Here is a 20,967-nt window from a genome sequence, read left to right on the forward strand (position 1 = left end):
CTTGCGGCCCGAGACCTCGGGAGAATCATGACCGACATCGCCACGTCCGACACCGTCCGTGCCCACGGCGTCTCGCTGACCGATGAGGCGGCGCTCAAGGTGAAGAGCCTCCTCTCGCAGGAGAACCGCGACGACCTGCGTCTGCGTGTCGCCGTCCAGCCCGGCGGCTGCAGCGGCCTGATCTATCAGCTCTACTTCGACGAGCGGTTCCTCGACGGCGACAAGGCCGTCGACTTCGACGGCGTCGAGGTGATCGTCGACGACATGTCGGTGCCCTACCTCGACGGCGCCACGATCGACTTCAAGGACACCATCTCGGAGCAGGGCTTCACGATCGACAACCCCAACGCGGCGGGTTCGTGCGCGTGCGGCGACAGCTTCCACTGACCCGCCTCCACGACACTCCTCGTCTCCGACATCCTGAGTGGATGGCCTGAATAGGGTGAAAGCTTGCCCTAGACTGAAGGTCGAACCATTCGTCCCGGAAAGGTGCACTGTGCGCTTCAAACGCCGCCTCCGCTGGGCCGTGATCCCGCTCGGGATCGTCACGGCAGTCTCCCTCGCAGCTTGTACACCGACGGAGCTGAACGGCTACCTTCCCGGCTTCACCGAAGACGGTACGCAGGCCACCAACCGCACCGAGATGGTGTCGGGCCTCTGGGTGAACTCCTGGATCGTCCTTCTCGCCGTCGGTGTGCTGACGTGGGGCCTCATGGCCTTCGCCGCGATCGCGTACCGTCGCCGTCGCGGCCAGACGGGTCTGCCGGTCCAGCTGCGCTACAACATGCCGATCGAGATCTTCTACACGATCGTGCCGCTCATCCTGGTCATCGGCTTCTTCGCCTTCACGGCGCGTGACCAGTCGATCCTCGAGACGCAGTACGACGACCCCGACGTGTCGATCACCGCGATCGGCAAGCAGTGGGCGTGGGACTTCCAGTACAACGGCGACGAGTCCGACAACGCCGACGCGGTCTGGACGATGGGCGTCCAGGCGCAGCCCGACGCCGAAGGCAACGTCGACCAGGCAGCGCTGCCGACGCTCGTGCTGCCCGTGAACAAGGAGGTCAAGATCAACCTCCAGTCGCGCGACGTCATCCACTCCTTCTGGGTCATCGACTTCCTCTACAAGAAGGACATGTACCCCCACCGCGACACCAACTCGTGGTCGTTCGTCCCCACCCGTGAGGGAACGTACGCCGGCAAGTGCGCCGAGCTGTGCGGCGAGTACCACTCGATGATGCTGTTCAACGTCAAGGTCGTCTCCGAGCAGGAGTACGAGGAGTACCTCGAGTCGCTCCGCGCCAGCGGCCAGACCGGCGACATCAACCAGGCATACGACCGCCTCCAGAACGCTCCGGGAACGGGCGCGGTCACCGACGACTCCGGCGAGGGAAGCCACTGATGGCCACGACACTTCCGCTCCAGGGCGAACAGCCCGCAGGCCGCCCCACGACCCTGCCGCCGCGTCAGGCGGCGCTGCTCAGCGCATCGCGCGTCGAGCAGAAGGGCAACATCATCGTCAAGTGGATCACCTCCACCGACCACAAGACGATCGGGTACATGTACCTGATCGCCTCGGTGCTGTTCTTCCTCCTCGGCGGCGTGATGGCGCTCATCATCCGTGCTGAGCTCTTCGAGCCCGGCATGCAGATCGTGCCCACGAAGGAGCAGTACAACCAGCTCTTCACGATGCACGGCACGATCATGCTGCTGATGTTCGCGACGCCGCTCTTCGCCGGCTTCGCGAACGCCATCCTGCCGCTGCAGCTCGGTGCCCCCGACGTCGCCTTCCCGCGTCTGAACGCGTTCGCCTTCTGGCTGTTCCTGTTCGGCTCGATCATCGCGATCTCGGGCTTCCTCACCCCGCAGGGTGCCGCTTCGTTCGGATGGTTCGCGTATCAGCCGCTGGCCAACGCGACCTTCTCTCCCGGCGCAGGTGGAAACCTCTGGATGCTCGGCCTGGGCATGAGCGGATTCGGAACCATCCTCGGTGCGGTGAACTTCATCACCACGATCATCACGATGCGCGCACCCGGCCTCACCATGTGGCGGATGTCGATCTTCTCGTGGAACACCCTCGTCACGAGCATCCTGATCCTGATGGCGTTCCCCGTGCTGGCGGCGGCGATCTTCGCAGCGGCATCCGATCGTGTCCTCGGATCGCACATCTACGACCCGGCCAACGGCGGTGTCCTGCTCTGGCAGCACCTGTTCTGGTTCTTCGGCCACCCCGAGGTGTACATCATCGCGCTGCCGTTCTTCGGCATCGTCTCCGAGATCCTCCCGGTCTTCAGCCGCAAGCCGATCTTCGGTTACAAGACGCTGATCTACGCGACCATCGCGATCGCCGCGCTGTCGGTGGCGGTCTGGGCGCACCACATGTACGTCACGGGAGCCGTGCTCCTGCCGTTCTTCGCGCTGATGACGATGCTGATCGCGGTGCCGACCGGTGTGAAGATCTTCAACTGGATCGGAACGATGTGGCGGGGCTCCGTCACCTTCGAGACGCCCATGGTCTTCACCCTCGGCTTCCTCGTGTCGTTCGTCTTCGGTGGTCTGACCGGCGTCATCCTCGCGTCGCCGCCGCTCGACTTCCACCTCTCCGACTCGTACTTCGTCGTGGCTCACTTCCACTACGTCGTCTTCGGCACCGTCGTGTTCGCGATGTTCGCGGGCTTCTACTTCTGGTGGCCGAAGTGGACCGGTCGGATGCTCAACGAGCGTCTCGGCATGGTGCACTTCTGGATGCTGTTCATCGGGTTCCACATGACCTTCCTCATCCAGCACTGGCTGGGTGTCGACGGCATGGTCCGCCGCTACGCCGACTACTCGGCGGCAGACGGGTGGACCTGGCAGAACCAGGTGTCGACGATCGGTGCGATCATCCTGGGCGCCTCGATGATCCCGTTCTTCCTGAACGTCTGGATCACCTCGCGGACCGCTCCCAAGGTCACGGTCAACGACCCGTGGGGCTACGGAGCCTCGCTCGAGTGGGCGACGAGCTGCCCGCCGCCGCGCCACAACTTCACGTCTATCCCGCGTATCCGCAGCGAGCGCCCGGCGTTCGATCTGAACCACCCCGAGGCCGCCATTCCGGTCGGTGTGGGTCCCGCGAAGGACGCCCCCGATGCGCCGGTTGTGGATGTCGCCGATGGAGAGGTGAAGTAAGCCGTGAAGACCAACATCAACCTGTGGTGGGTGCTCACGTGGTTCTTCTTCGCCGTGTTCATCACGTACACCGTGTGGAACCTGGTCGCTCACACCGACCAGGAGCTGTGGTGGCACCGCATCGAGTGGGTCGGCTCGACCGCCCTCCTCTTCACCGGCTTCATGGGCGCGATGATCGCGTTCTACGTGTCGCGCGTGCACAAGGCGCAGGGCGGCGTCCTGCCCGAGGACTCGCTGACCGCTGACATCGACGACGGTGACCCCGAGATCGGCGAGTTCAGCCCGTGGTCGTGGTGGCCGCTGGTGCTGGCGTTCGCGGCCTCGGTGTTCATCATCGGTCTCGCCGTGGGGCAGTTCCTCCTCCCGATCGGTTTCGCGATCTTCATCGTCGCCATCGTCGGATGGGTGTACGAGTACTACCGCGGTTACTTCGCGCGCTGATCCCGCGCTCCGAACGACGGCCATCGCACTCCGGTGCGGTGGCCGTCGCCGTTTCCCGGTTGGCTCGTCGGCGGCTGTGCCGCGATGCAAGGGACCGCTCGCGCCACGCCGCCTGTGCACGCTCCAGACCGGTGTGTCGGCCCGGTCGCCTTGCATCCCGGCCCCGCGCTGCCGAGGCAGCGGGGTGTTCCGCGATGCAAGGGATCCCCGGCGACACGCCGACAGCCACGGCCCGACCACGGGGTGTCTGAGCGATTCCCTTGCGTCCCGGTCCGCGGTTGCGGCGGCGCGAGCGCGGACCACAGTGAGACGGTGGTGGCCGAGGCATGCAGCACTCCGCGCGTCGGGTGCGACCGAGGACGGTGCGATGACCGACGGATGTCGTGAGCCCGACCCTTCGGGTAACCGAGGGATGCCGCCGAGCCTCGGGCTTCGGGCGACCGACGTGTGCCCCGAGTCCGACGCTTCGAGTGACCGAAGGATGCCGCGAGTCCGACGCTTCGAGTGACCGAAGGATGCCGCGAGCGTCGGCGTTGGCCAGCTCCGTCTGCCCGCGCACCGCGCAGAGACCGTCGTGCAGCGGGCCCGACGTCGTCGAGACCACCGCGTCCGCCGTCATCGCACGGCCGCATCCGACGTCGTCGCACGACCACATCCGACGCCGTCGTCGCACGGCCGCATCCGCCGTCATCGCACGGCGGCATCCGACACCATCTCGTCCGGCCACCGGTGCACGGCCCCGGCAGCCGCGCCGAGGCCAAGCCCGATGCCGGCCGTTCCGCACGCCAAGAGCTGGCGTCAGGACCGAACCAGCGCCACCAGCGGGTCGTAGGTGCGGGGGAGGGGACCGTGCGCGTTAGCCACCGGGTAGCCCTCACGGGCCCAGTACTCGAACCCGCCGATCATCTCGCGCACGCGATATCCGAGCTTCGCGAACTCGACGGCGGCGCGGGTTCCCCCGTTGCATCCCGGGCTCCAGCAGTAGACGACGACGTCGAGACCGGGGGCGATCTCTTCTCCGGCCCGCGCGGCGATGTCTCTGTGCGGCAGATGTACTGCTCCGACGGCATGTCCCTGGGCCCAGGCCTCGTCGCTGCGGACGTCGACGAGCACAAACCGGTCGCCGTTTCGCTGGGCTTCGTACACGTCGGAGGCATCCGTCTCGTGCTGGAGCTTCCTGGAGAAGTAGGCGAGCGCATCAGTCATGGTGACCACGCTACGCGGAGACGAGAACGGCGGGGTGCGACCGATCGGTCACACCCCGCCGTAATCCGGACAGGTCCGGTGTCAGCTCTTCTTCGACGACTCTCCGCCGTCCGCATCCTCGTCAGGGACGATGATGTTCGACGGGCGGTTCGCCGTCTCGACACCCTTGCCTTCGTCGATGGGCTGGTGCGGCGCGTTAGGAACGCCGGCGCGCTCGTGTGCACCCTGGATCTCGGCGTCCTCTTCCTCGGCGATGTGCTCGAGGTCGTGGTGGGCGTGTGCCCGCGCAGCCTCGAGTTCGGCCTGGGTGAGGGGAGCGAGGCGGTCTTCGAAGAACCACCGCGAGAGTCCGGCACGCAGGTTCTCGTGCCACGGGATCTGGCCCTTGTCGTTCGGACGAACCACCAGGGGAGCGTTCGTGGTGTAGTCGACCAGCTTGACGAGCTCGTACTCGTCGACGGGCTGGTGCACCTCGATGTACTCGCCGCCGGGCAGGCGCACGATGCGACCCGACTCGTAGCCGTGCAGCGCGATCTCGCGATCCTTCTTCTGAAGCGCGATGCAGATGCGCTTCGTCACGAAGTAGGCGATGACGGGCCCGAGGATCAGGAGCGCCTGCAGCGTGTGGATCACGCCTTCCATCGTCAGGTGGAAGTGCGTCGCGATGATGTCGGACGATGCGGCGGCCCACAGCACGGCGTAGAAGGTCACACCGGCTGCACCGATCGCGGTCCGCGTGGCTGCGTTGCGCGGGCGCTCAGCGATGTGGTGCTCCCGCTTGTCGCCGGTGACCCACGCCTCGATGAAGGGGTAGAGCATGACGATGACGATGAACACACCGAGTCCGACCAGCGGAACCAGGATGTTGAACGACCAGGTGCGGTCGAACAGCACGAACTCCCAGTGCGGCGGAACCAGGCGCAGCGCGCCGTCGGCGAAGCCGATGTACCAGTCCGGCTGCGTTCCTGCCGAGACGGGGGAGGGGTCGTACGGGCCGTAGTTCCAGATCGGGTTGATCGTGAACAGGGCCGCGATGAGGACGAGCACGCCGAAGGTGATGAAGAAGAAGCCACCCATCTTCGACATGTACACCGGCATCATCGGGTAGCCGACGACGTTCTTGTTCGTCCGGGCGGGGCCGGCGAACTGCGTGTGCTTGTTCACGATCATGAGCATGAGGTGCAGAGCGAGCAGCGCGACCAGGATCGCCGGCAGGAGCAGGATGTGCAGCGCGTACAGGCGTCCGACGATCTCCGTGCCGGGGAACTCGCCGCCGAACAGCAGGAACGAGGTCCAGGTTCCGATCAGCGGGATGCCCTTGATCATGCCGTCGATGATGCGCAGGCCGTTGCCCGAGAGGACGTCATCGGGGAGCGAGTACCCCGTGAATCCCTCTGCCATCGCGAGGATGAACAGGATGAAGCCGATGACCCAGTTGAGCTCGCGCGGCTTGCGGAACGCACCGGTGAAGAACACGCGCAGCATGTGCACGCCGATGCCGGCGACGAAGACCAGCGCAGCCCAGTGGTGCAGCTGGCGGACGAGCAGACCGCCTCGGATGTCGAACGAGATCTCGAGCGTCGAGGCCATGGCCGCAGACATCTCGAGACCCCGCATCGGCGCGTACGCGCCGTAGTAGTGCGTCTCCGCCATCGACGCCTCGAAGAAGAACGTCAGGAACGTTCCCGAGAGCAGGACGACGACGAACGACCACAGCGCGATCTCGCCGAGCATGAACGACCAGTGGTCGGGGAAGATCTTCCGGCCGAGCTCCTTGACCAGGCCCGAGATGCTCGTGCGCTCGTCGAGGTAGTTCGCGACACCTCCGACGAACTTGCCGCCGAGGGGCTTGTCCGAGGGGCGCGCGGGGCCGTCAGCGTGGACCGCAGGTGCGGTGGTGACGTTCTCCGTGGGGTGGGTGGAGGTGCTCAATGACGCTCCCAGAAGCTCGGGCCGACGGGTTCGGTGAAGTCGCTGCGTGCGATCAGGTAGCCCTCGTCGTCGACGGTGATCGGGAGCTGGGGCAGCGGACGTGCTGCGGGGCCGAAGATGACGGCGGCCGCATTGGTGACGTCGAACTGCGACTGGTGGCACGGGCACAGCAGGTGGTGCGTCTGCTGCTCGTACAGAGCGACGGGGCAACCGACGTGCGTGCAGACCTTGGAGTACGCGACGATGCCGTCGTACGACCAGTCCTTGCGGTCTTCGGCCTCGTTGAGCTGCTCGGGGAGCAGACGCATGAGCAGGACGATCGCCTTGGCCTTCTCTTCGAGGTAGCCGTCGTGGTGCGCGAGGGTCGCGAGCGACTCGGGGATGACGTGCACGGCGGAACCGAGCGTCAGGTCGGCCGCGCGGATCGGCTTGCCCGTCGGGTCGTGCGCGAGGCGCATCCCCTCTTCCCACATCGTGTGCTTGAGCAGGTACACCGGGTCGCCGGCGTGCGGGTGCTCGGGGGAGCTGTGCGGCGCGAGGCCGCGGAACAGCGTGATGCCGGGGAGGACGGACGCGGCCAGAGCGACGAAGAGCGAGTTGCGGACCATCGTGCGACGGCCGAATCCGGATTCGTTGTTCGCGTCGGCGAACACCTGCACCGCGGCTGCGCGCGTCTTCTCGCTGCCTCGCGTGGAGTGACGGTCCTCGATGAACTCGGTGTCGTTCATCACCGCCTTCGACCAGTGGATCGCTCCGATGCCGATGGCGAGGAGAGCCGTGGCGATACCGAGACCGATGAACAGGTTGTTCCGGCGGATGTCGCTGATCAACCCACTCTCGATCGGGAAGATCAGGTACGCCGCGATCGCCCAGATGCTCGCCGCGGCGGACAGGTAGAACAGCGTGTACACGGTACGGACCGCGCGCGTCATGGCGGCGGGGTCCTTGTCGGTCATGCGCTTGCGGTGGGGTGCGAGCCCGGGGTTCTCCACCGGGTCGGACACCGCTACGGCGAGCCCCGATGAGGGCACCGGGGAAGCAGGAACCTGCTCGGGCGCCTTCTCGTCAGCCATTTTGCTCCTTGTGCGTTGCTTCGATCGTCACGGTTCTCAGTTCGACTTCGCGGTGATCCACACCGAGATGGCGACGAGCGAGCCGATGCCGAAGATCCAGATGAACAGACCCTCCGAGACGGGGCCGAGCGAACCGAGCGAGAAGCCGCCGGGCGAGTTCTCGGTCGGGCGCATCATCAGGTAGCTGATGATGTCGCGCTTCTCTTCGGTGGTGAGGGTCATGTCGTTGAAGACGGGCATGTTCTGCGGGCCCGTGACCATGGCGGCGTACATGTGCAGCGGCGACGTGGTCGTCAGCGGCGGAGCGTACTTGCCTTCGGTGAGTGCACCACCGGCGCCGGCGACGTTGTGGCACATCGCGCAGTTGATGCGGAAGAGCTCGGCGCCGTGGGAGACGTCGCCTTCACCGTCGAGTGTTTCGGAAGCCGGGTAGGTCGGGCCGGGGGCCTCGGACTGCACCCAGGCGGCCATCGCCTCGATCTGCTCCTGCGTGAACTGCACGGGCTTCTGAGGAGCCTGCGGCCCCTGCATCTGCAGCGGCATACGCCCGGTGGCGACCTGGAACTCGACCGACAGCTCACCGACGCCGTAGAGCGAGGGGCCGTCGTTCGTGCCCTGCAGGTCGAGACCGTGACAGGTGGCGCAGTTGGCCTGGAACAGCTTCTTGCCGTCCTCGACCGTGAGCGTCGACGCCGTCTGCGTCGTGTCGCCCGCGGCCATCGCAGCGGTGGCGCCGGCGTAGCCTCCGCCGGTGACGAGCAGGCCGATGCCGATCAGCGCGGCGGCAGCCCACTTGCTGCGACGTCCGCCATTGCGGCGCGGGTTCTTGGATGCCATGGGTGAATCAGCTCCGGTTTACTTCAGGAAGTAGATGACGGCGAACAGGACGAGCCACACCACGTCGACGAAGTGCCAGTAGTACGACACGACGATGGCGGACGTCATCTCTTTCCGGCCGAAGTTCTTGACGGCGAAGGCGCGCCCGATGACGAGGAGGAACGCCACGAGACCACCGGTGACGTGGAGGGCGTGGAAGCCGGTGGTGATGTAGAAGGCCGAAGCGTACGAGTCGGCCTGGATGGGCATGCCCTCGGCGACGAGCGTGGCGTACTCCCACACCTGGCCGGAGACGAAGATCGCGCCCATGATGAAGGTCAGGAAGAACCACTCCACCATGCCCCACTTGCGGAGGTTCCAGAAGGAGCCCGACCGGTAGGGGCGGAAGTGCTCGGCGTTGTGGACACCGATCTGCGCGGTCACCGAGGACAGCACGAGGATGAGGGTGTTGACCGCGGCGAACGGGATGTTCAGCAGTTCGGTGCGGTCGGCCCAGAGCTCGGGGGAGGTGTTGCGCAGAGTGAAGTAGATCGCGAAGAGGCCCGCGAAGAACATCACCTCGCTGCCGAGCCACACGATGGTGCCCACAGCGACCGGGTCCGGCCGCTTGACCGAGCGCAGGGCCTGGGAATACGTCGCTGGAGTGGTCGTCACGGCATCCATTATGGCCGATCTGCGGGGTGGTTTCTGCATCGCTGAAGGTCTGGTGGGATCGCGTCGCGGTTAGGGCAACCTAAGAATCAGCCGAAAGAGCCCCGACAAGCGGCCGATAGGATCGTGTGTCATGGCTCAGTACGCGTGGCGCGACATCCTGACCGATCTTCTCGAGAAGCGCGATCTCAGCGTGTCGGCGGCGACCTGGGCGATGCGCGAGGTCATGGCAGGGCGCGCCTCCGACTCTCAGCTCGGCGGCTTCCTGGTGGCGCTCCGCGCCAAAGGCGAGACGGTCGACGAGATCGTCGGGTTCCGCGACGCGATCCTCGAGGCGGCCCTGCCCCTCGCCGTCCCCACCGACGCTCTCGACATCGTCGGCACGGGGGGCGACCGGTTCGGCACGGTCAACGTCTCGACGATGGCGTCGATCGTGGCTGCAGCCACGGGTGTTCCGGTGGTCAAGCACGGGAACAAGGCCGCGAGCTCCAAGTCCGGCTCGTCGGACGTGCTCGGAGCGCTGGGAATCGATCTGTCGCTCGACCCCGATCACGTTGCCCGGGTTCTGGAGGAGGCGGGGATCACGTTCGCCTTCGCATCGGCGTTCCACCCCGGGTTCCGTCACGCCGGGGCGACGCGCGCCGAGCTCGGGATCCCCACGGTCTTCAACTTCCTCGGGCCGCTGTGCAATCCGGCGCGCGCCGAGGCGAACGCCGTAGGCGTGGCGCAGCTCGACCGGGTGCCGCTCATCACGGGCGTCTTCCGCACTCGCGGTGCGACCGCGCTGGTCTTCCGTGGCGACGACGGTCTCGATGAGCTGACAACGACCGGTCACAGCCGTATCTGGGAGGTCAGCCTTGGCGACATCCACGAACACGATCTCGATCCGCGTGATCTGGGGATGCCGCTCGCGCGCATCGAAGATCTGCTCGGCGGCGACCCGCAGCACAACGCCGCCGTCGTCCGTCGCGTGCTCGGCGGTGAGACCGGTCCCGTGCGTGACATCGTCGTGCTGAACGCGGCCGCCGGAATCGTCGCCTACCGGCTGTGGCGGGATGCTGCCGAGGTGCAGCGGCCCATCCTCGAAAGGCTTGCGGAAGCTTCCGAAGCGGCGGTCACGGCGATCGACTCGGGGGACGCGTTGCGGACGCTCGACCGGTGGATCGCAGCCTCCGCACGCTGAGGTCAGACCACATTCCTTTTTCACGGCACCGCATGAGCGGTGCCGTGAGCCCGGGTCAATAGCGTGAGGCGCAACGCACCCGAGGAGGAACTGATGTCCCACACCACCCCCACCGCCGATACGGTGGAGGCCCCTGTCCGCCGCACCGGTCTCGTCAAGATCCTGGGCATCCTGGGGATGCTCGGCGGAGTCGTCCTGATCGTCGGCGGCATCGTCGTCTGGTCGATCGTCTCCGGCCAGCTGCGCGCCGAGAACATCACGGTCCCCGACGACGCTGCCGCCTTCCAGGGACAGACCGTCGCCGGGCCCTTCACCGCATATGTGCAGGCGGACATCATCCAGCACCACGCGCTCGACGCGTCGGGCGGCAAGACCTATGCGGAGCTGGACAAGGACGACCCCGTGCGCGCCACGATGATGAACGCTTCGTTCCTCCGGGCGTCGCTGTTCACCTCGGTCGTCTCGTTCGGTGTCGCCGCCTTCGCGATGGGGGTCGGTATCCTCTCAATCATCTTCGGCTTCGCGGTGCACCGCCTGGCCTCGGCCCCGGTGGTCGTCCGCCGGACGGCGGTCACCTCCGGCTGAACGGGAGGACGTGGGGCCCGTGCTGCGGCACGGGCCCCAGGCATGCTCATGGATCCCATCGACGCCCTCACCGAGATCGCCGAGCTGCTCGAACGCGAGCGCTCATCGAAGTACAAGTCGAAGGCGTTCCGGGCCGCCGCCGACGCGATCCGCGGGCTGCCGGATGATCAGCTCGACGACACAGCCGCGCTGCGCCGTCGCGCCGGCATCGGTGACCGCACGCTCGCCGTGATCGTCGAGGCCCGCGCGGGAGGCGTGCCCGACTACCTGGCTGATCTCCGAGAACGCCGGGGAGTCGTCGTCGCCGGAGAACTGCGTCGCCGGTTGCGTGGCGATCTGCACTGTCATTCCGATTGGTCCGACGGGACGACCCCCATCGCTGAGATGGCCGCCGCGGGCCGCGCGTTGGGTCACGAGTACCTCGCCCTGACCGATCACTCGCCTCGTCTGCGCGTGGCTCGCGGCCTGTCGCCCGAGCGCCTGCGCGACCAGCTCGAGGTGGTTGCCGGAATGAGCGGCGACGGGTTCACCCTGCTCAGCGGAATCGAGGTCGACATCCTCGATGACGGCTCGCTCGATCAGGAGGACGGTCTGCTGCACCGGCTCGACATCGTCGTCGCCTCGGCGCACTCGAAGCTGCGGATGGCACGGGGTGCGATGACCCGGCGGCTCGTGGCTGCGGCATCCGATCCGCGCGTCGATGTGCTCGGTCATGTGACCGGCAGGCTCGTCGAGGGCGAGCGCGGCACCCGGCCGCCGTCGGACTTCGATCCCGGACCCGTCTTCGACGCCTGTGCGGAGAACGGTGTCGCGGTCGAGATCAACTCGCGGCCCGAGCGGCAGGACCCGCCTGACGATCTGATCACGCGGGCGATCGCGGCCGGCTGCCTGTTCTCGATCGATTCGGACGCGCACGCACCGGGACAGCTCTCCCTCATCGACTACGGGGCCGAGCGCGCGGAGCGGCTGGGTGTTCCGGCTGATCGCATCATCACGACGTGGTCGCTCAGCCGCTTGCGGGAATGGACGGGCCGAGCGCGTTCCTGACAGCGAGATGCGGTCCGGTCAGGCGTGGCTGCGCAGCGCGGATGCCGCTCGTGCCAGTGAGCCGCCCAGGCCGCGGCGCTCGGCGAGCGCGTCGACGACGCCGGGATCGGCGGACCGGATGCGGCTGTCGACCGCGCCGAGCTCGAGATCGCGCACCACTCGAACGACCTGGGGAGCGACCGCGAGATAGTCGGCGGCCGCGGCGAGCTTCGCCCGTACACCGGCCGACATGCCCTCGCCGCGGTCGGCCGCCGCCAGGATGCCGTCGAGGTCTCCGTGCGCGGCGAGCAGCGTGGCCGCCGTCTTCTCGCCCACACCCGGAACCCCCGGCAGGCCGTCGGAGGCGTCGCCGCGCATCGTCGCGAAGTCGGCGTACTGCTCGGGCCGCACGGCGTACTTCGCTAGCACCGCCTCTCCCGTCAGCACGTCGAGGTTGCTCATCCCGCGGCCGGTGTAGACGACCCGGATGTCCCGATCATCGTCGACCAGCTGAATGAGGTCGCGATCTCCCGTGACGACGTCGACGGGCATCGTCGCGTGCGTCGCGAGGGTGCCGATCACATCGTCGGCCTCGTGGTCGGGCGCGCCCACGATCGGGATGCCGAGGACGCCAAGGGCTTCCCGGATCGTGGGAATCTGCGCCTCGAGCGGATCGGGGACGACCTCGACGTCGGGGCCGGCCTCGACCACCTCGGCGACGCGGTGGGTCTTGTAGGTCGGGATGAGGTCTACCCGCCACTGCGGGCGCCAGTCGTCGTCCCAGCAGGCGATCAGATGCGTCGGCTCGTACGTGGTCACGAGCTTCGCGATCATGTCGAGGAAACCCCGGGCCGCGTTGACGGGGCGACCCTTGGAGTCCTTCACCGTGTCGGGCACGCCGTAGAACGCGCGGAAGTAGAGGGATGCGCTGTCGAGCAGCATGAGTCGGTCGCTCATCGCATCATCCTGGCACGGGATGCCGCTCCCGCAGCCGCCCGTCGCGTCAGCATCCCGGGCCGGCGGGAGGTTCCGCACAGGTCCGGTCGACGAGCGTGCCGCGAGCCTCCAAGACCTCGACCGGGTAGCCGGCGGTCGGGATGTCGAGGGTTCCCGTCACCGGTCGCCAGCCGCGACCGAAGTCGACCTCCGCTCGGTAACGCACCGTTGCGGTCGCGATATAGCCGCCCCGCGAGCGGTAGGTGTGGCTCGCGGGGGTTCGGGCGGTGCCGCCGACGGTGATCGTGCTGCCGTCGCCGGGTGCGATGGTGATGTCGTCCGGGGTGAAGCGCACGGTCACCGGGAGATCGAACAGCATTCCGGTCGCGCTGTGCTGCGAAGCGGCGACCGAGAAGGTCATCGGGATCCCGGCGACCCCGAAGCCGGCCGGCTGGCTGCTGAGCGCCGCGGGCTGCGGGGCGAAGGACGCGACGTCGCTGATCGTCGCCTGCGGCAGCAGCGAGACGGTGAAGTCGTCGCACCGGTTCAGCGCTCCGCAGTCTCTGGGGCCGACCGATGTCTGGGTCCCTGACCACTCAGATCCGGGTGTTGAGCGTCGGCCATCCGTCGACGTGCTCGCTCCCACATCCACAGTCCGGCCGTCTGAGTTTGATTGCCAGAAAGACGTCCCTCCAATCGGCTCTTGCGCTCCATCAGCTCCGGCGGCCGCGAGCGTCGCTATCAGAACAGCCGCGATCAACATTCATTGGCCTCCTTCGCTTCGATGCGCACAATTCGCGAGACCGCGTCATCGAAGCTGATGACGAGCGACTGCACTGGCAGCCGATCAGGGTCGACCAGGCTGGATCCGTCGGGCGCTGTGAGATTGACCGCGGACACGTCCAAACATGCGTGAAGCGATTGTGAGCGTGTGTCATAGGTGGTGCTTGCGATAACGGAAGAGCCGTTCAAGATCACGCCATTGTCGTGGTAGCGGGTGAGATTTCGGCGGTCCGCTTCCTGCACCTCCCCGGTGGTGAGGGCGTAGACCGGCTCGAACGTCGTCGGGTCGGCGAGGTCGACGGCGTTCAAGGCGTCGACGTAGGCGCGGTAGGTCGCCTCGGCGGCGGCGAAGGCGGCAGAAGCACTGTCGGTGGGGGAGGGCGCCGCCGCGGTCGTCTCCGGGATGGGCGGCGACGCGGGGGAGCCGCATCCGCTCGTCAGCAACGCGGCGGCGACGAGGGTGATGAGAGCATGGCGGCGTCGGACGAACATGCACCGAACGTATCGAGGCGGGTGGTGCGGGCGTGGGATCTGTCCACAGGGCTGTCTCGTAGCCTGGAGGCATGCGGAGACGAGGCGGACATGTCCTTCGGTGAGGCGGCTCTCAGGCGGAGGCCCGCGGCGACTGCGCCCTGCCCCTGCGGCGGCGGATCGTTCGGTTCATGCTGCGGTCCGCTGCTCGACGGCCGGCCGGCGCAGACGGCCGAGCAGCTGATGCGTTCGCGCTACACCGCGTTCGCCCTGCACGACCGGAACCACCTCGCCCGCACCTGGCATCCGGCGACGCGCCCGGAAGACCTCGAGGTGGACGACCCGGAGGAATGGACAGGACTCACGATCGTGCGCGCAGAGGGCGGCGCCGACGACACCGCGGGCACCGTCGAGTTCCGGGCGCGGTGGCGTTCCGGCGCCGATTCGGGCGAGCTCCACGAGGTCAGCCGGTTCACGCGGATACGCGGACGATGGCTGTATGTCGGCGGGGTCGTCTCTCCCGCGCCGTGACGCCTCGCGGCGGCGCGACGGAAGCGCCGGGGGACTGGAATCACGCGGGTCTGCTCTGATACCCTGGATCGTCACTCGTGTGGCCTTGTCGCCATGCGTTCATGACGCAGCATCCACAACCATCCGCCACGGCCGATTCGTCGTCTTCGAGACGATGTCCGGATCCGCGGCCCGACACCCTGACCCAACAAGGACAACCCACTACATGACTAACGCAACGACCGCCCCGGCCACCAAGCAGGTCGCTATCAACGACATCGGATCTGCTGAGGACTTCCTGGCCGCGGTCGAGAAGACTCTGAAGTTCTTCAACGACGGCGACCTCATCGAAGGCACCGTGGTGAAGATCGACCGCGACGAGGTCCTCCTCGACGTCGGATACAAGACCGAGGGTGTCATCCCCTCCCGCGAGCTCTCCATCAAGCACGACGTCGACCCCAACGAGGTCGTCAAGGTCGGCGACGAGGTCGAAGCCCTCGTTCTCCAGAAGGAGGACAAGGAAGGCCGCCTCATCCTCTCCAAGAAGCGTGCTCAGTACGAGCGTGCATGGGGCGACGTCGAGAAGATCAAGGAGAACGACGGTGTCGTCACCGGCTCCGTGATCGAGGTCGTCAAGGGCGGTCTGATCGTCGACATCGGTCTCCGCGGCTTCCTGCCCGCGTCGCTCATCGAGCTCCGCCGTGTCCGCGACCTCACGCCGTACCTCGGCCAGGAGATCGAGGCGAAGATCCTCGAGCTCGACAAGAACCGCAACAACGTCGTGCTGTCGCGCCGCGCCCTGCTCGAGCAGACGCAGTCCGAGTCGCGCACCACGTTCCTCAACAACCTGCACAAGGGTCAGGTCCGCAAGGGCGTCGTCTCGTCGATCGTCAACTTCGGTGCGTTCGTCGACCTGGGCGGCGTGGACGGCCTCGTGCACGTCTCCGAGCTCTCGTGGAAGCACATCGAGCACGCCTCCGAGGTCGTCGAGGTCGGCCAGGAGGTCACCGTCGAGATCCTCGAGGTCGACCTCGACCGCGAGCGCGTCTCCCTGTCGCTGAAGGCGACGCAGGAGGACCCGTGGCAGGTCTTCGCTCGCACCCACGCGATCGGTCAGGTCGCGCCGGGCAAGGTCACGAAGCTCGTTCCGTTCGGTGCGTTCGTGCGCGTCGCGGACGGCATCGAGGGCCTCGTGCACATCTCCGAGCTGTCGGGCAAGCACGTCGAGCTCGCCGAGCAGGTCGTGTCGGTCGGCGAAGAGGTCTTCGTCAAGATCATCGACATCGACCTCGAGCGTCGCCGCATCTCGCTCTCGCTGAAGCAGGCGAACGAGTCGGTCGACCCCTACGGCACCGAGTTCGACCCGGCCCTCTACGGCATGGTCACCGAGTACGACGAGAACGGGGAGTACAAGTACCCCGAGGGCTTCGACCCGGAGACCAACCAGTGGAAGGAAGGCTTCGACGAGCAGCGTCTTGCCTGGGAGGCCGAGTACGCGGCTGCTCAGGGACGCTGGGAGGCGCACAAGGCTGCTGTCGTCAAGGCGCTCGAGGCCGAGGCCGCGGCTCCTGCCGACAACGGTTCGTCGTTCTCGTCGGACGTCCAGTCCGCGAGCACCGGCGGTGGCACCCTGGCCGATGACGAGGCTCTCGCCGCTCTGCGCGAGAAGCTCTCGGGCCGCTGAGTCCACACTCACACGACGGAAGGGTCGGAGCCTCGTGCTCCGGCCCTTCCGCCGTTTGGTGCGCAAGTGGGATCGTCCGTTCCCGAGCGCACCCGCGGGCGTCCGGGACGCGATAGTTTCAGAACATGGAGACGGAGACGCCGCAGCGCACGCGGGCGACGTTCGTCCTCCCGGCACCGCCGCGGTGGGTGGATGCCGTCCTCGGCGAAGGCGATCGCACCCGCGCGGCGATGCTCAACCAGATCGTCGCGACGTCCGTCGTGCTCGTCGTTGCGATCGCCGGCCTCATCGTCGGGTTCCGGGGTGACACCGCCCTCTTCTTCCTCGCGGTCACCGCGGTCTTCGTCCTCACCGGCGCCGCGATCATCGTTCCCTGGGGGAACATCGGCCGGCTGTGGCTGGCGCTGATACCCCTGGGCGACATCATCGCGATCGGCGTCATGCGGGTGGCCGAGCCGACCGGCGGCTTCGGGCTGCTCTGGGTGTTCCCGGTGATCTGGCTCGCTTCCGGGTTCGGCACGATCGGGTGGATCGGAGGCATCGTCCTCGCGCTGACCGCATACGGTGCGACGGATGCCGTCATCCACTCGTCTCCGTCCTCGTTCGGCTTCCTCCTGCTGCCCCTCCTCCTCATCGCGGTGAGCACCTCCACGTATCTCAGCAGCAGGAGAGCCAGCGCCCAGCGTCTGCTCCTCGACCGCCAGGCGACCGTGCTGACGCAGTCTCTCGAGCGGGCTCGTCGGCACGAGCAGGTGCTCACGGAGGCCCTCGACCGCGTCGACTTCGGCGTCGCGCGCATCGAGACGGACGGCTCGGCCTCGATCATCAACGACGCTCACGCGCGCCTGCAGCGGGGATCGCGCACCAGCGGACAGCCCGACGTCTACTCGGCGGACGGCGCGACACAGCTCGATCCGCAGGACCATCCGCTCGCGCGGGTCCGCCGCGGCGAGGCGTTCACCGACGCGCGCATCCAGGTCGGACGCGATGACGACCGCCGAGTCCTGAGCGTATCGGCGAGGCGCATCATCGAACCGGACGGACGTGATTCGGGAGCTGTCGTCGTCACGCGGGACATCACGGCCGAGACCGATGCGCTGCGAGAGAGAGATGCCCTGGTCTCATCGGTCTCGCACGAACTGCGTACGCCCCTGACCTCGATCCTCGGGTACCTCGAACTCGCGATAGACACTCCGGGAGTCCCCGAGGCGGCGCTGGAGAATCTCCGGGTCGCCGACCGCAATGCGGACCAGCTGCTGCGTCTCGTCGGCGATGTGCTCGCCGCATCGAGCCAGCACAAGTCCACGGCGGAGCTCACCGTGACTCCGACCGACGTCGACCTCGTCGAGATCGTGCACGCCGCTGTGGAGTCGATCCTCGTCAGTGCTGGCGAGCGCGGGATCACGATCGACGTGTCGCGTCTCGAACCCGCCCGGGCGTACGCCGACCCGGTCCGCATCCGACAGGTGCTCGACAACCTGCTCTCGAACGCCATCAAGTACAACCGCCCCCGGGGACGCGTGTCGGTGGCCACATCGGTCGGCGACCAGTGGGCGCTCATCGCGGTGCAGGACTCGGGAGTCGGGCTCAACGAAGAGGATCTCGGTTCGGTGTTCCAGCGCTACTACCGGGGGGCCGCTGTGCGCGACTCCGCCGTCACGGGCAACGGGCTGGGTCTCGCCATCAGCCGCGACATCGTCCGCAGGCACGGGGGCGACATCACGGTGAGCAGCGTCCTCGGGGTCGGCTCGACCTTCTCCGTGACCCTCCCGGCACGCCGTCCCGGGACGGCGATGTGATGATCGACCAGTTCTCCGTGTCTCTGATCACTGCGATCGTTGTCCTGGCATGCGCCGTGCTATTCATCTTCGACACGCTGCTGCGCCGCCCCGAGCAGAGCGGCCGGTTCTGGGCTGTCGGCTTCCTCTCCGCCGTCCTGACGACGATGTTCTACGTCGTATGGGCCAGCGCACCCGAGACCGCGTGGGCGGTCGTGTGCGGGAACACGGCGTCGGTGGCGGGCACGGGGCTCATGTGGCTCGGATGCCGCGCCTACAACCGGCGGACGGTCCGCGGACCGGGCGGTCTCGTCGCGGCGGCGGGTATCGTCACCGCGACTGCGGCCTCGGTCGAGTTCGCGCTGGGCGGCGACGACTGGTCCGGCTCTCTCACGATGTTCGCGGCTCTCGGCATCCTGGCGGCGGCCGCCTCGGTCGAGTGCTTCCGAGGGGCGCTCGGGGCGTCTCGGACGGCACTCCCGCTCGGCCTCGTCTTCGGTGTGCAGTCCGTCTTCTATCTCGCGCGCGTCGTCGTCGTCCTGATCTTCGGCTACGGCGAGATCTTCCGGCTGTGGGTCGGACCGATCCCCACCAGCATCCTCACGGTCGTCCTGGCGACCACGGCCGTCGTGAGCGCGTCCGTTTTGCGAGCCGGAAGGGCCGGTGTTCGCGGGTCGGATTCGCCGGAGGGACGGGATGCGGGTCCCGGTGAGATCGTGACGGTCGCCGGTTTCCGGCGCGCTGTCGCGATGAGCGTCCAACGGGCCAAGACCCGCCGGGAGCTCATGGCGGTCTGGGTGATCGAGCTCGACGGGCTCGAGTACATCGCCACGGCCTTCGGTCTCGATGTCGGCGATGAGGTCGTGCGAACCTGGCGCGGGACCATGACGGCCAATGCGCCGACGCTCTCCGTCGTGGGCGAGGTCGGTTCGGAACGGATCGGCGTCATCACGGTCGTCGCGTCCGCAGCCGACGCGCGTCGTCAGGCCCTGGCCCTGTACCGGTCGCTGTTCGAGGCGCTCGCCTCCGTCGAGGGTGGAGTGCTTCCCGCGATCGGCATCGGCGTCGCTCTGAGCGACGTCGTGGGCTACGACGCGGATGCCCTCATCGAGGTGGCTGCGACGACGGCGACCCGCGCATCATCGGGTGTCGCGTCGGCCGTGCTTCTCGCAGAGCCGTCCTGAGACCGCGTGAGCGGCCCGGATCAGGGGCGCTCGAGGCGGTAGCCGCTTCCCTGATCCGAGAGGATGAGCGTCGATGCTGCCGCGGCGGCGAGCTTCTGCCGCAGTGACTCGACGCTCCGTTCGACCGCTCGGACCTCGTCGGCATCGGGGGCGTCGGTTCGTGAGCGGGAGCGCAGCGCGAGCGCGAGATCGTGCTTGGTCCGCGTGCGTCCGTGCGCGACGACGAGGTCGCGCAGCACCGCGGACTCCGCGGGCGCGAGGTCTATCGAAGCGCCGGCCACGCGGAAGTCCCCCTCGTGGATGGACACGTCGCCGTAGGCGGAGTCGGGTGAGGTGCCGGCCGGGGGAGCGACCGCCCCGATGTCATCCATCGCGGCATCGTGGCGCCGCCGCTGGGAGGGGATCGCGGCCAGGCGGGCCTTGAGGTCGCGCGGCCGGAAGGGCTTGCCGAGGTATTCGTCGCCGCCGGCGGCTCGGCCGCGCTCGGCGTCGCCGGGCTCGACGAAGGCGGAGATGAAGATGATGTAGGTGTCGCTGAACTCGCGGACGCGGCGCGCGACCTCGAAGCCGTCGATGCCGGGGATGTTGACATCGAGCGTGGTGACGTCGGGGGAGACCGTGCGGATCAGCTCGACCGCGTCGAGTCCGTTGTCGGTCGCGTGCACCGCGAAACCGCTCGACTCGAGGATCGCGGAGAGCAGGCTGCGGATGTCGGCCTGGTCTTCGACGATGACGGCGGTGCGTTCCACGGTGATCCCACCTTCCGCGGGTTGTCAGGATCCCATCGTATCCATCGGGCGATCTCGCGCCCGGCCTGGCGCCCGTGGCATCCTCGGGTGTATGCCTCTGATCGCATTGACCGGCGGGATCGCGTCCGGGAAGTCCACGATCGCGCGGCGGCTCGCCGACCACGGCGCGGTCATCGTCGATGCGGATGCCATCGTGCGCGACGTCCAGCGCCCGGGATCGCCCGTTCTCGAGGCCATTCGCGACGCGTTCGGCCCGACCGTCATCGCGCCTGACGGCGAGCTCGATCGGGCTGCTCTGGCGTCGATCGTCTTCGCCGATCCGGACGCGCGGACGACGCTCAACGCGATCGTGCATCCGGCGGTGCGCGCGGAATCGCAGCGTCGATTCGACGAAGCGCTGCGCGGCGGAGACGGGACCGTCGTCGTGTACGACGTGCCGCTGCTCGTCGAGGCGCGTGTCGACGACCCGTGGGATGCGGTGGTCGTCGCGCATGCTCCCGCCGCCGTCCGCCGCGAGCGCCTCCAGCACCTCCGCGGGATGACGGCGGATGAGGCCGACCGGCGGATCGCCGCTCAGGTCTCGGACGATCAGCGCCTCGCCATCGCGGACGTCGTCATCGACACCGCCGGCGAGCTCGACGCGACGCTGCGTCAAGTCGACGAGCTGTGGGGGCGGCTGACCGCGGATCCTGCCGCGTAGCACGCACGCACGCACGCTCTGAGCGAAGACCGGGTCCGGTGTCGGTGGTCCCGCCTACGCTGGAATC

Annotated in this window: 21 protein-coding genes; 12 read left to right on the forward strand and 9 right to left on the reverse strand. The window is 67.6% G+C overall.

Annotation, left to right across the window (positions count from 1 at the left end):
* Positions 1–27 precede the first annotated feature (27 nt).
* The 4 genes from erpA to AA0Y20_RS08835 all read left to right on the forward strand — a co-directional run bounded on the left by erpA (position 28) and on the right by AA0Y20_RS08835 (position 3,612).
* On the forward strand, positions 28–387 hold the full coding sequence (gene erpA / locus AA0Y20_RS08820) for an iron-sulfur cluster insertion protein ErpA (protein WP_023951519.1): 360 nt from the start codon (positions 28–30) through the stop codon (positions 385–387).
* Positions 388–496: 109 nt separating this feature from the next.
* Positions 497–1,405, forward strand: a complete 909-nt coding sequence (gene coxB / locus AA0Y20_RS08825; protein WP_412938811.1) for a cytochrome c oxidase subunit II — start codon at positions 497–499, stop codon at positions 1,403–1,405.
* Entirely contained in the window at positions 1,405–3,171 is a 1,767-nt protein-coding gene (ctaD, locus tag AA0Y20_RS08830) for a cytochrome c oxidase subunit I (protein WP_120262957.1), read from the forward strand. The genes coxB and ctaD overlap by 1 nt, the downstream gene beginning before the upstream one ends.
* Positions 3,172–3,174: 3 nt before the next feature.
* The gene (locus AA0Y20_RS08835; protein WP_412938812.1) at positions 3,175–3,612 is read left to right on the forward strand and encodes a cytochrome c oxidase subunit 4; all 438 of its coding nucleotides are present in this window, start codon (positions 3,175–3,177) and stop codon (positions 3,610–3,612) included.
* 798 nt (positions 3,613–4,410) lie between these two features.
* Here AA0Y20_RS08835 and AA0Y20_RS08840 read toward each other — a convergent pair.
* The 5 genes from AA0Y20_RS08840 to AA0Y20_RS08860 form a co-directional block, all read right to left on the reverse strand.
* Entirely contained in the window at positions 4,411–4,818 is a 408-nt protein-coding gene (locus AA0Y20_RS08840) for a rhodanese-like domain-containing protein (RefSeq protein WP_412938813.1), read from the reverse strand.
* Positions 4,819–4,899: 81 nt separating this feature from the next.
* Positions 4,900–6,750 carry a cytochrome b gene (locus tag AA0Y20_RS08845; RefSeq protein WP_412938815.1) on the reverse strand — a complete coding sequence of 617 codons (1,851 nt, stop codon included), beginning with the start codon at positions 6,748–6,750 and terminating at the stop codon, positions 4,900–4,902.
* Positions 6,747–7,823 (reverse strand): Rieske 2Fe-2S domain-containing protein, encoded by a 1,077-nt coding sequence (locus AA0Y20_RS08850; RefSeq protein ID WP_412938817.1) that lies wholly within the window; start codon positions 7,821–7,823, stop codon positions 6,747–6,749. The genes AA0Y20_RS08845 and AA0Y20_RS08850 overlap by 4 nt, the downstream gene beginning before the upstream one ends.
* 36 nt (positions 7,824–7,859) lie before the next feature.
* The gene (locus AA0Y20_RS08855; protein ID WP_112613996.1) at positions 7,860–8,660 is read right to left on the reverse strand and encodes a c-type cytochrome; all 801 of its coding nucleotides are present in this window, start codon (positions 8,658–8,660) and stop codon (positions 7,860–7,862) included.
* Positions 8,661–8,678: 18 nt separating this feature from the next.
* Complete coding sequence (locus AA0Y20_RS08860; RefSeq protein ID WP_112613998.1) at positions 8,679–9,323, reverse strand: heme-copper oxidase subunit III; 645 nt, start codon at positions 9,321–9,323, stop codon at positions 8,679–8,681.
* Between the two features lie 121 nt (positions 9,324–9,444).
* On the opposite strand from AA0Y20_RS08860, the gene trpD reads away from it, so the two are divergent.
* The 3 genes from trpD (at position 9,445) to AA0Y20_RS08875 (ending at position 12,126) form a co-directional block, all read left to right on the forward strand.
* Positions 9,445–10,494, forward strand: a complete 1,050-nt coding sequence (gene trpD / locus AA0Y20_RS08865) for an anthranilate phosphoribosyltransferase (protein WP_412938819.1) — start codon at positions 9,445–9,447, stop codon at positions 10,492–10,494.
* A gap of 93 nt (positions 10,495–10,587) precedes the next feature.
* On the forward strand, positions 10,588–11,079 hold the full coding sequence (locus AA0Y20_RS08870; RefSeq protein ID WP_120262951.1) for an aromatic ring-opening dioxygenase LigA: 492 nt from the start codon (positions 10,588–10,590) through the stop codon (positions 11,077–11,079).
* A 48-nt stretch (positions 11,080–11,127) separates the two neighbouring features.
* The gene (locus tag AA0Y20_RS08875) at positions 11,128–12,126 is read left to right on the forward strand and encodes a PHP domain-containing protein (protein ID WP_412938821.1); all 999 of its coding nucleotides are present in this window, start codon (positions 11,128–11,130) and stop codon (positions 12,124–12,126) included.
* 18 nt (positions 12,127–12,144) lie between these two features.
* On the opposite strand, the gene AA0Y20_RS08880 is transcribed toward AA0Y20_RS08875, so the two are convergent.
* The 3 genes from AA0Y20_RS08880 to AA0Y20_RS08890 all read right to left on the reverse strand — a co-directional run bounded on the left by AA0Y20_RS08880 (position 12,145) and on the right by AA0Y20_RS08890 (position 14,316).
* Positions 12,145–13,062 (reverse strand): 5'-3' exonuclease, encoded by a 918-nt coding sequence (locus AA0Y20_RS08880; protein WP_412938823.1) that lies wholly within the window; start codon positions 13,060–13,062, stop codon positions 12,145–12,147.
* Positions 13,063–13,108: 46 nt separating this feature from the next.
* Positions 13,109–13,462 carry a hypothetical protein gene (locus AA0Y20_RS08885; RefSeq protein WP_412938825.1) on the reverse strand — a complete coding sequence of 118 codons (354 nt, stop codon included), beginning with the start codon at positions 13,460–13,462 and terminating at the stop codon, positions 13,109–13,111.
* 335 nt (positions 13,463–13,797) lie between these two features.
* The gene (locus AA0Y20_RS08890; RefSeq protein ID WP_412938827.1) at positions 13,798–14,316 is read right to left on the reverse strand and encodes a hypothetical protein; all 519 of its coding nucleotides are present in this window, start codon (positions 14,314–14,316) and stop codon (positions 13,798–13,800) included.
* A gap of 90 nt (positions 14,317–14,406) precedes the next feature.
* Between AA0Y20_RS08890 and AA0Y20_RS08895 the strand changes: the two genes are divergently transcribed.
* The 4 genes from AA0Y20_RS08895 (at position 14,407) to AA0Y20_RS08910 (ending at position 19,451) form a co-directional block, all read left to right on the forward strand.
* The gene (locus tag AA0Y20_RS08895; protein ID WP_412938828.1) at positions 14,407–14,826 is read left to right on the forward strand and encodes a YchJ family protein; all 420 of its coding nucleotides are present in this window, start codon (positions 14,407–14,409) and stop codon (positions 14,824–14,826) included.
* 205 nt (positions 14,827–15,031) lie between these two features.
* Positions 15,032–16,489 carry a 30S ribosomal protein S1 gene (gene rpsA / locus AA0Y20_RS08900; protein WP_023951490.1) on the forward strand — a complete coding sequence of 486 codons (1,458 nt, stop codon included), beginning with the start codon at positions 15,032–15,034 and terminating at the stop codon, positions 16,487–16,489.
* Between the two features lie 125 nt (positions 16,490–16,614).
* Positions 16,615–18,288 (forward strand): sensor histidine kinase, encoded by a 1,674-nt coding sequence (locus AA0Y20_RS08905; protein WP_412938830.1) that lies wholly within the window; start codon positions 16,615–16,617, stop codon positions 18,286–18,288.
* A gap of 17 nt (positions 18,289–18,305) precedes the next feature.
* A complete protein-coding gene (locus tag AA0Y20_RS08910) occupies positions 18,306–19,451 on the forward strand; it encodes a diguanylate cyclase domain-containing protein (RefSeq protein WP_412938832.1) in 1,146 nt (381 codons plus the stop codon).
* Positions 19,452–19,471: 20 nt separating this feature from the next.
* On the opposite strand, the gene AA0Y20_RS08915 is transcribed toward AA0Y20_RS08910, so the two are convergent.
* Complete coding sequence (locus tag AA0Y20_RS08915) at positions 19,472–20,200, reverse strand: response regulator transcription factor (RefSeq protein ID WP_412938834.1); 729 nt, start codon at positions 20,198–20,200, stop codon at positions 19,472–19,474.
* A 91-nt stretch (positions 20,201–20,291) separates the two neighbouring features.
* On the opposite strand from AA0Y20_RS08915, the gene coaE reads away from it, so the two are divergent.
* Positions 20,292–20,900: a dephospho-CoA kinase gene (coaE, locus tag AA0Y20_RS08920; protein WP_412938836.1), complete on the forward strand. Its 609-nt coding sequence runs from the start codon at positions 20,292–20,294 to the stop codon at positions 20,898–20,900.
* Positions 20,901–20,967: the final 67 nt, after the last annotated feature.

This window comes from Microbacterium pratiae (assembly GCF_047302165.1).
In the GTDB taxonomy this organism is placed as follows: Bacteria; Actinomycetota; Actinomycetes; order Actinomycetales; family Microbacteriaceae; genus Microbacterium.

What these genes read in the sequence shown, in the direction of transcription:
- erpA (WP_023951519.1), top strand. Translation starts at nt 28, where the DNA reads ATGACCGACATCGCCACGTCCGACACCGTCCGTGCCCACGGCGTCTCG.
- ctaD (WP_120262957.1), top strand. Translation starts at nt 1,405, where the DNA reads ATGGCCACGACACTTCCGCTCCAGGGCGAACAGCCCGCAGGCCGCCCC.
- AA0Y20_RS08840 (WP_412938813.1), bottom strand. Translation starts at nt 4,818, where the DNA reads ATGACTGATGCGCTCGCCTACTTCTCCAGGAAGCTCCAGCACGAGACG.
- AA0Y20_RS08850 (WP_412938817.1), bottom strand. Translation starts at nt 7,823, where the DNA reads ATGGCTGACGAGAAGGCGCCCGAGCAGGTTCCTGCTTCCCCGGTGCCC.
- AA0Y20_RS08855 (WP_112613996.1), bottom strand. Translation starts at nt 8,660, where the DNA reads ATGGCATCCAAGAACCCGCGCCGCAATGGCGGACGTCGCAGCAAGTGG.
- AA0Y20_RS08860 (WP_112613998.1), bottom strand. Translation starts at nt 9,323, where the DNA reads ATGGATGCCGTGACGACCACTCCAGCGACGTATTCCCAGGCCCTGCGC.
- trpD (WP_412938819.1), top strand. Translation starts at nt 9,445, where the DNA reads ATGGCTCAGTACGCGTGGCGCGACATCCTGACCGATCTTCTCGAGAAG.
- AA0Y20_RS08870 (WP_120262951.1), top strand. Translation starts at nt 10,588, where the DNA reads ATGTCCCACACCACCCCCACCGCCGATACGGTGGAGGCCCCTGTCCGC.
- AA0Y20_RS08875 (WP_412938821.1), top strand. Translation starts at nt 11,128, where the DNA reads ATGGATCCCATCGACGCCCTCACCGAGATCGCCGAGCTGCTCGAACGC.
- AA0Y20_RS08880 (WP_412938823.1), bottom strand. Translation starts at nt 13,062, where the DNA reads ATGAGCGACCGACTCATGCTGCTCGACAGCGCATCCCTCTACTTCCGC.
- AA0Y20_RS08885 (WP_412938825.1), bottom strand. Translation starts at nt 13,462, where the DNA reads ATGACCTTCTCGGTCGCCGCTTCGCAGCACAGCGCGACCGGAATGCTG.
- AA0Y20_RS08890 (WP_412938827.1), bottom strand. Translation starts at nt 14,316, where the DNA reads ATGTTCGTCCGACGCCGCCATGCTCTCATCACCCTCGTCGCCGCCGCG.
- AA0Y20_RS08895 (WP_412938828.1), top strand. Translation starts at nt 14,407, where the DNA reads ATGTCCTTCGGTGAGGCGGCTCTCAGGCGGAGGCCCGCGGCGACTGCG.
- rpsA (WP_023951490.1), top strand. Translation starts at nt 15,032, where the DNA reads ATGACTAACGCAACGACCGCCCCGGCCACCAAGCAGGTCGCTATCAAC.
- AA0Y20_RS08905 (WP_412938830.1), top strand. Translation starts at nt 16,615, where the DNA reads ATGGAGACGGAGACGCCGCAGCGCACGCGGGCGACGTTCGTCCTCCCG.
- coaE (WP_412938836.1), top strand. Translation starts at nt 20,292, where the DNA reads ATGCCTCTGATCGCATTGACCGGCGGGATCGCGTCCGGGAAGTCCACG.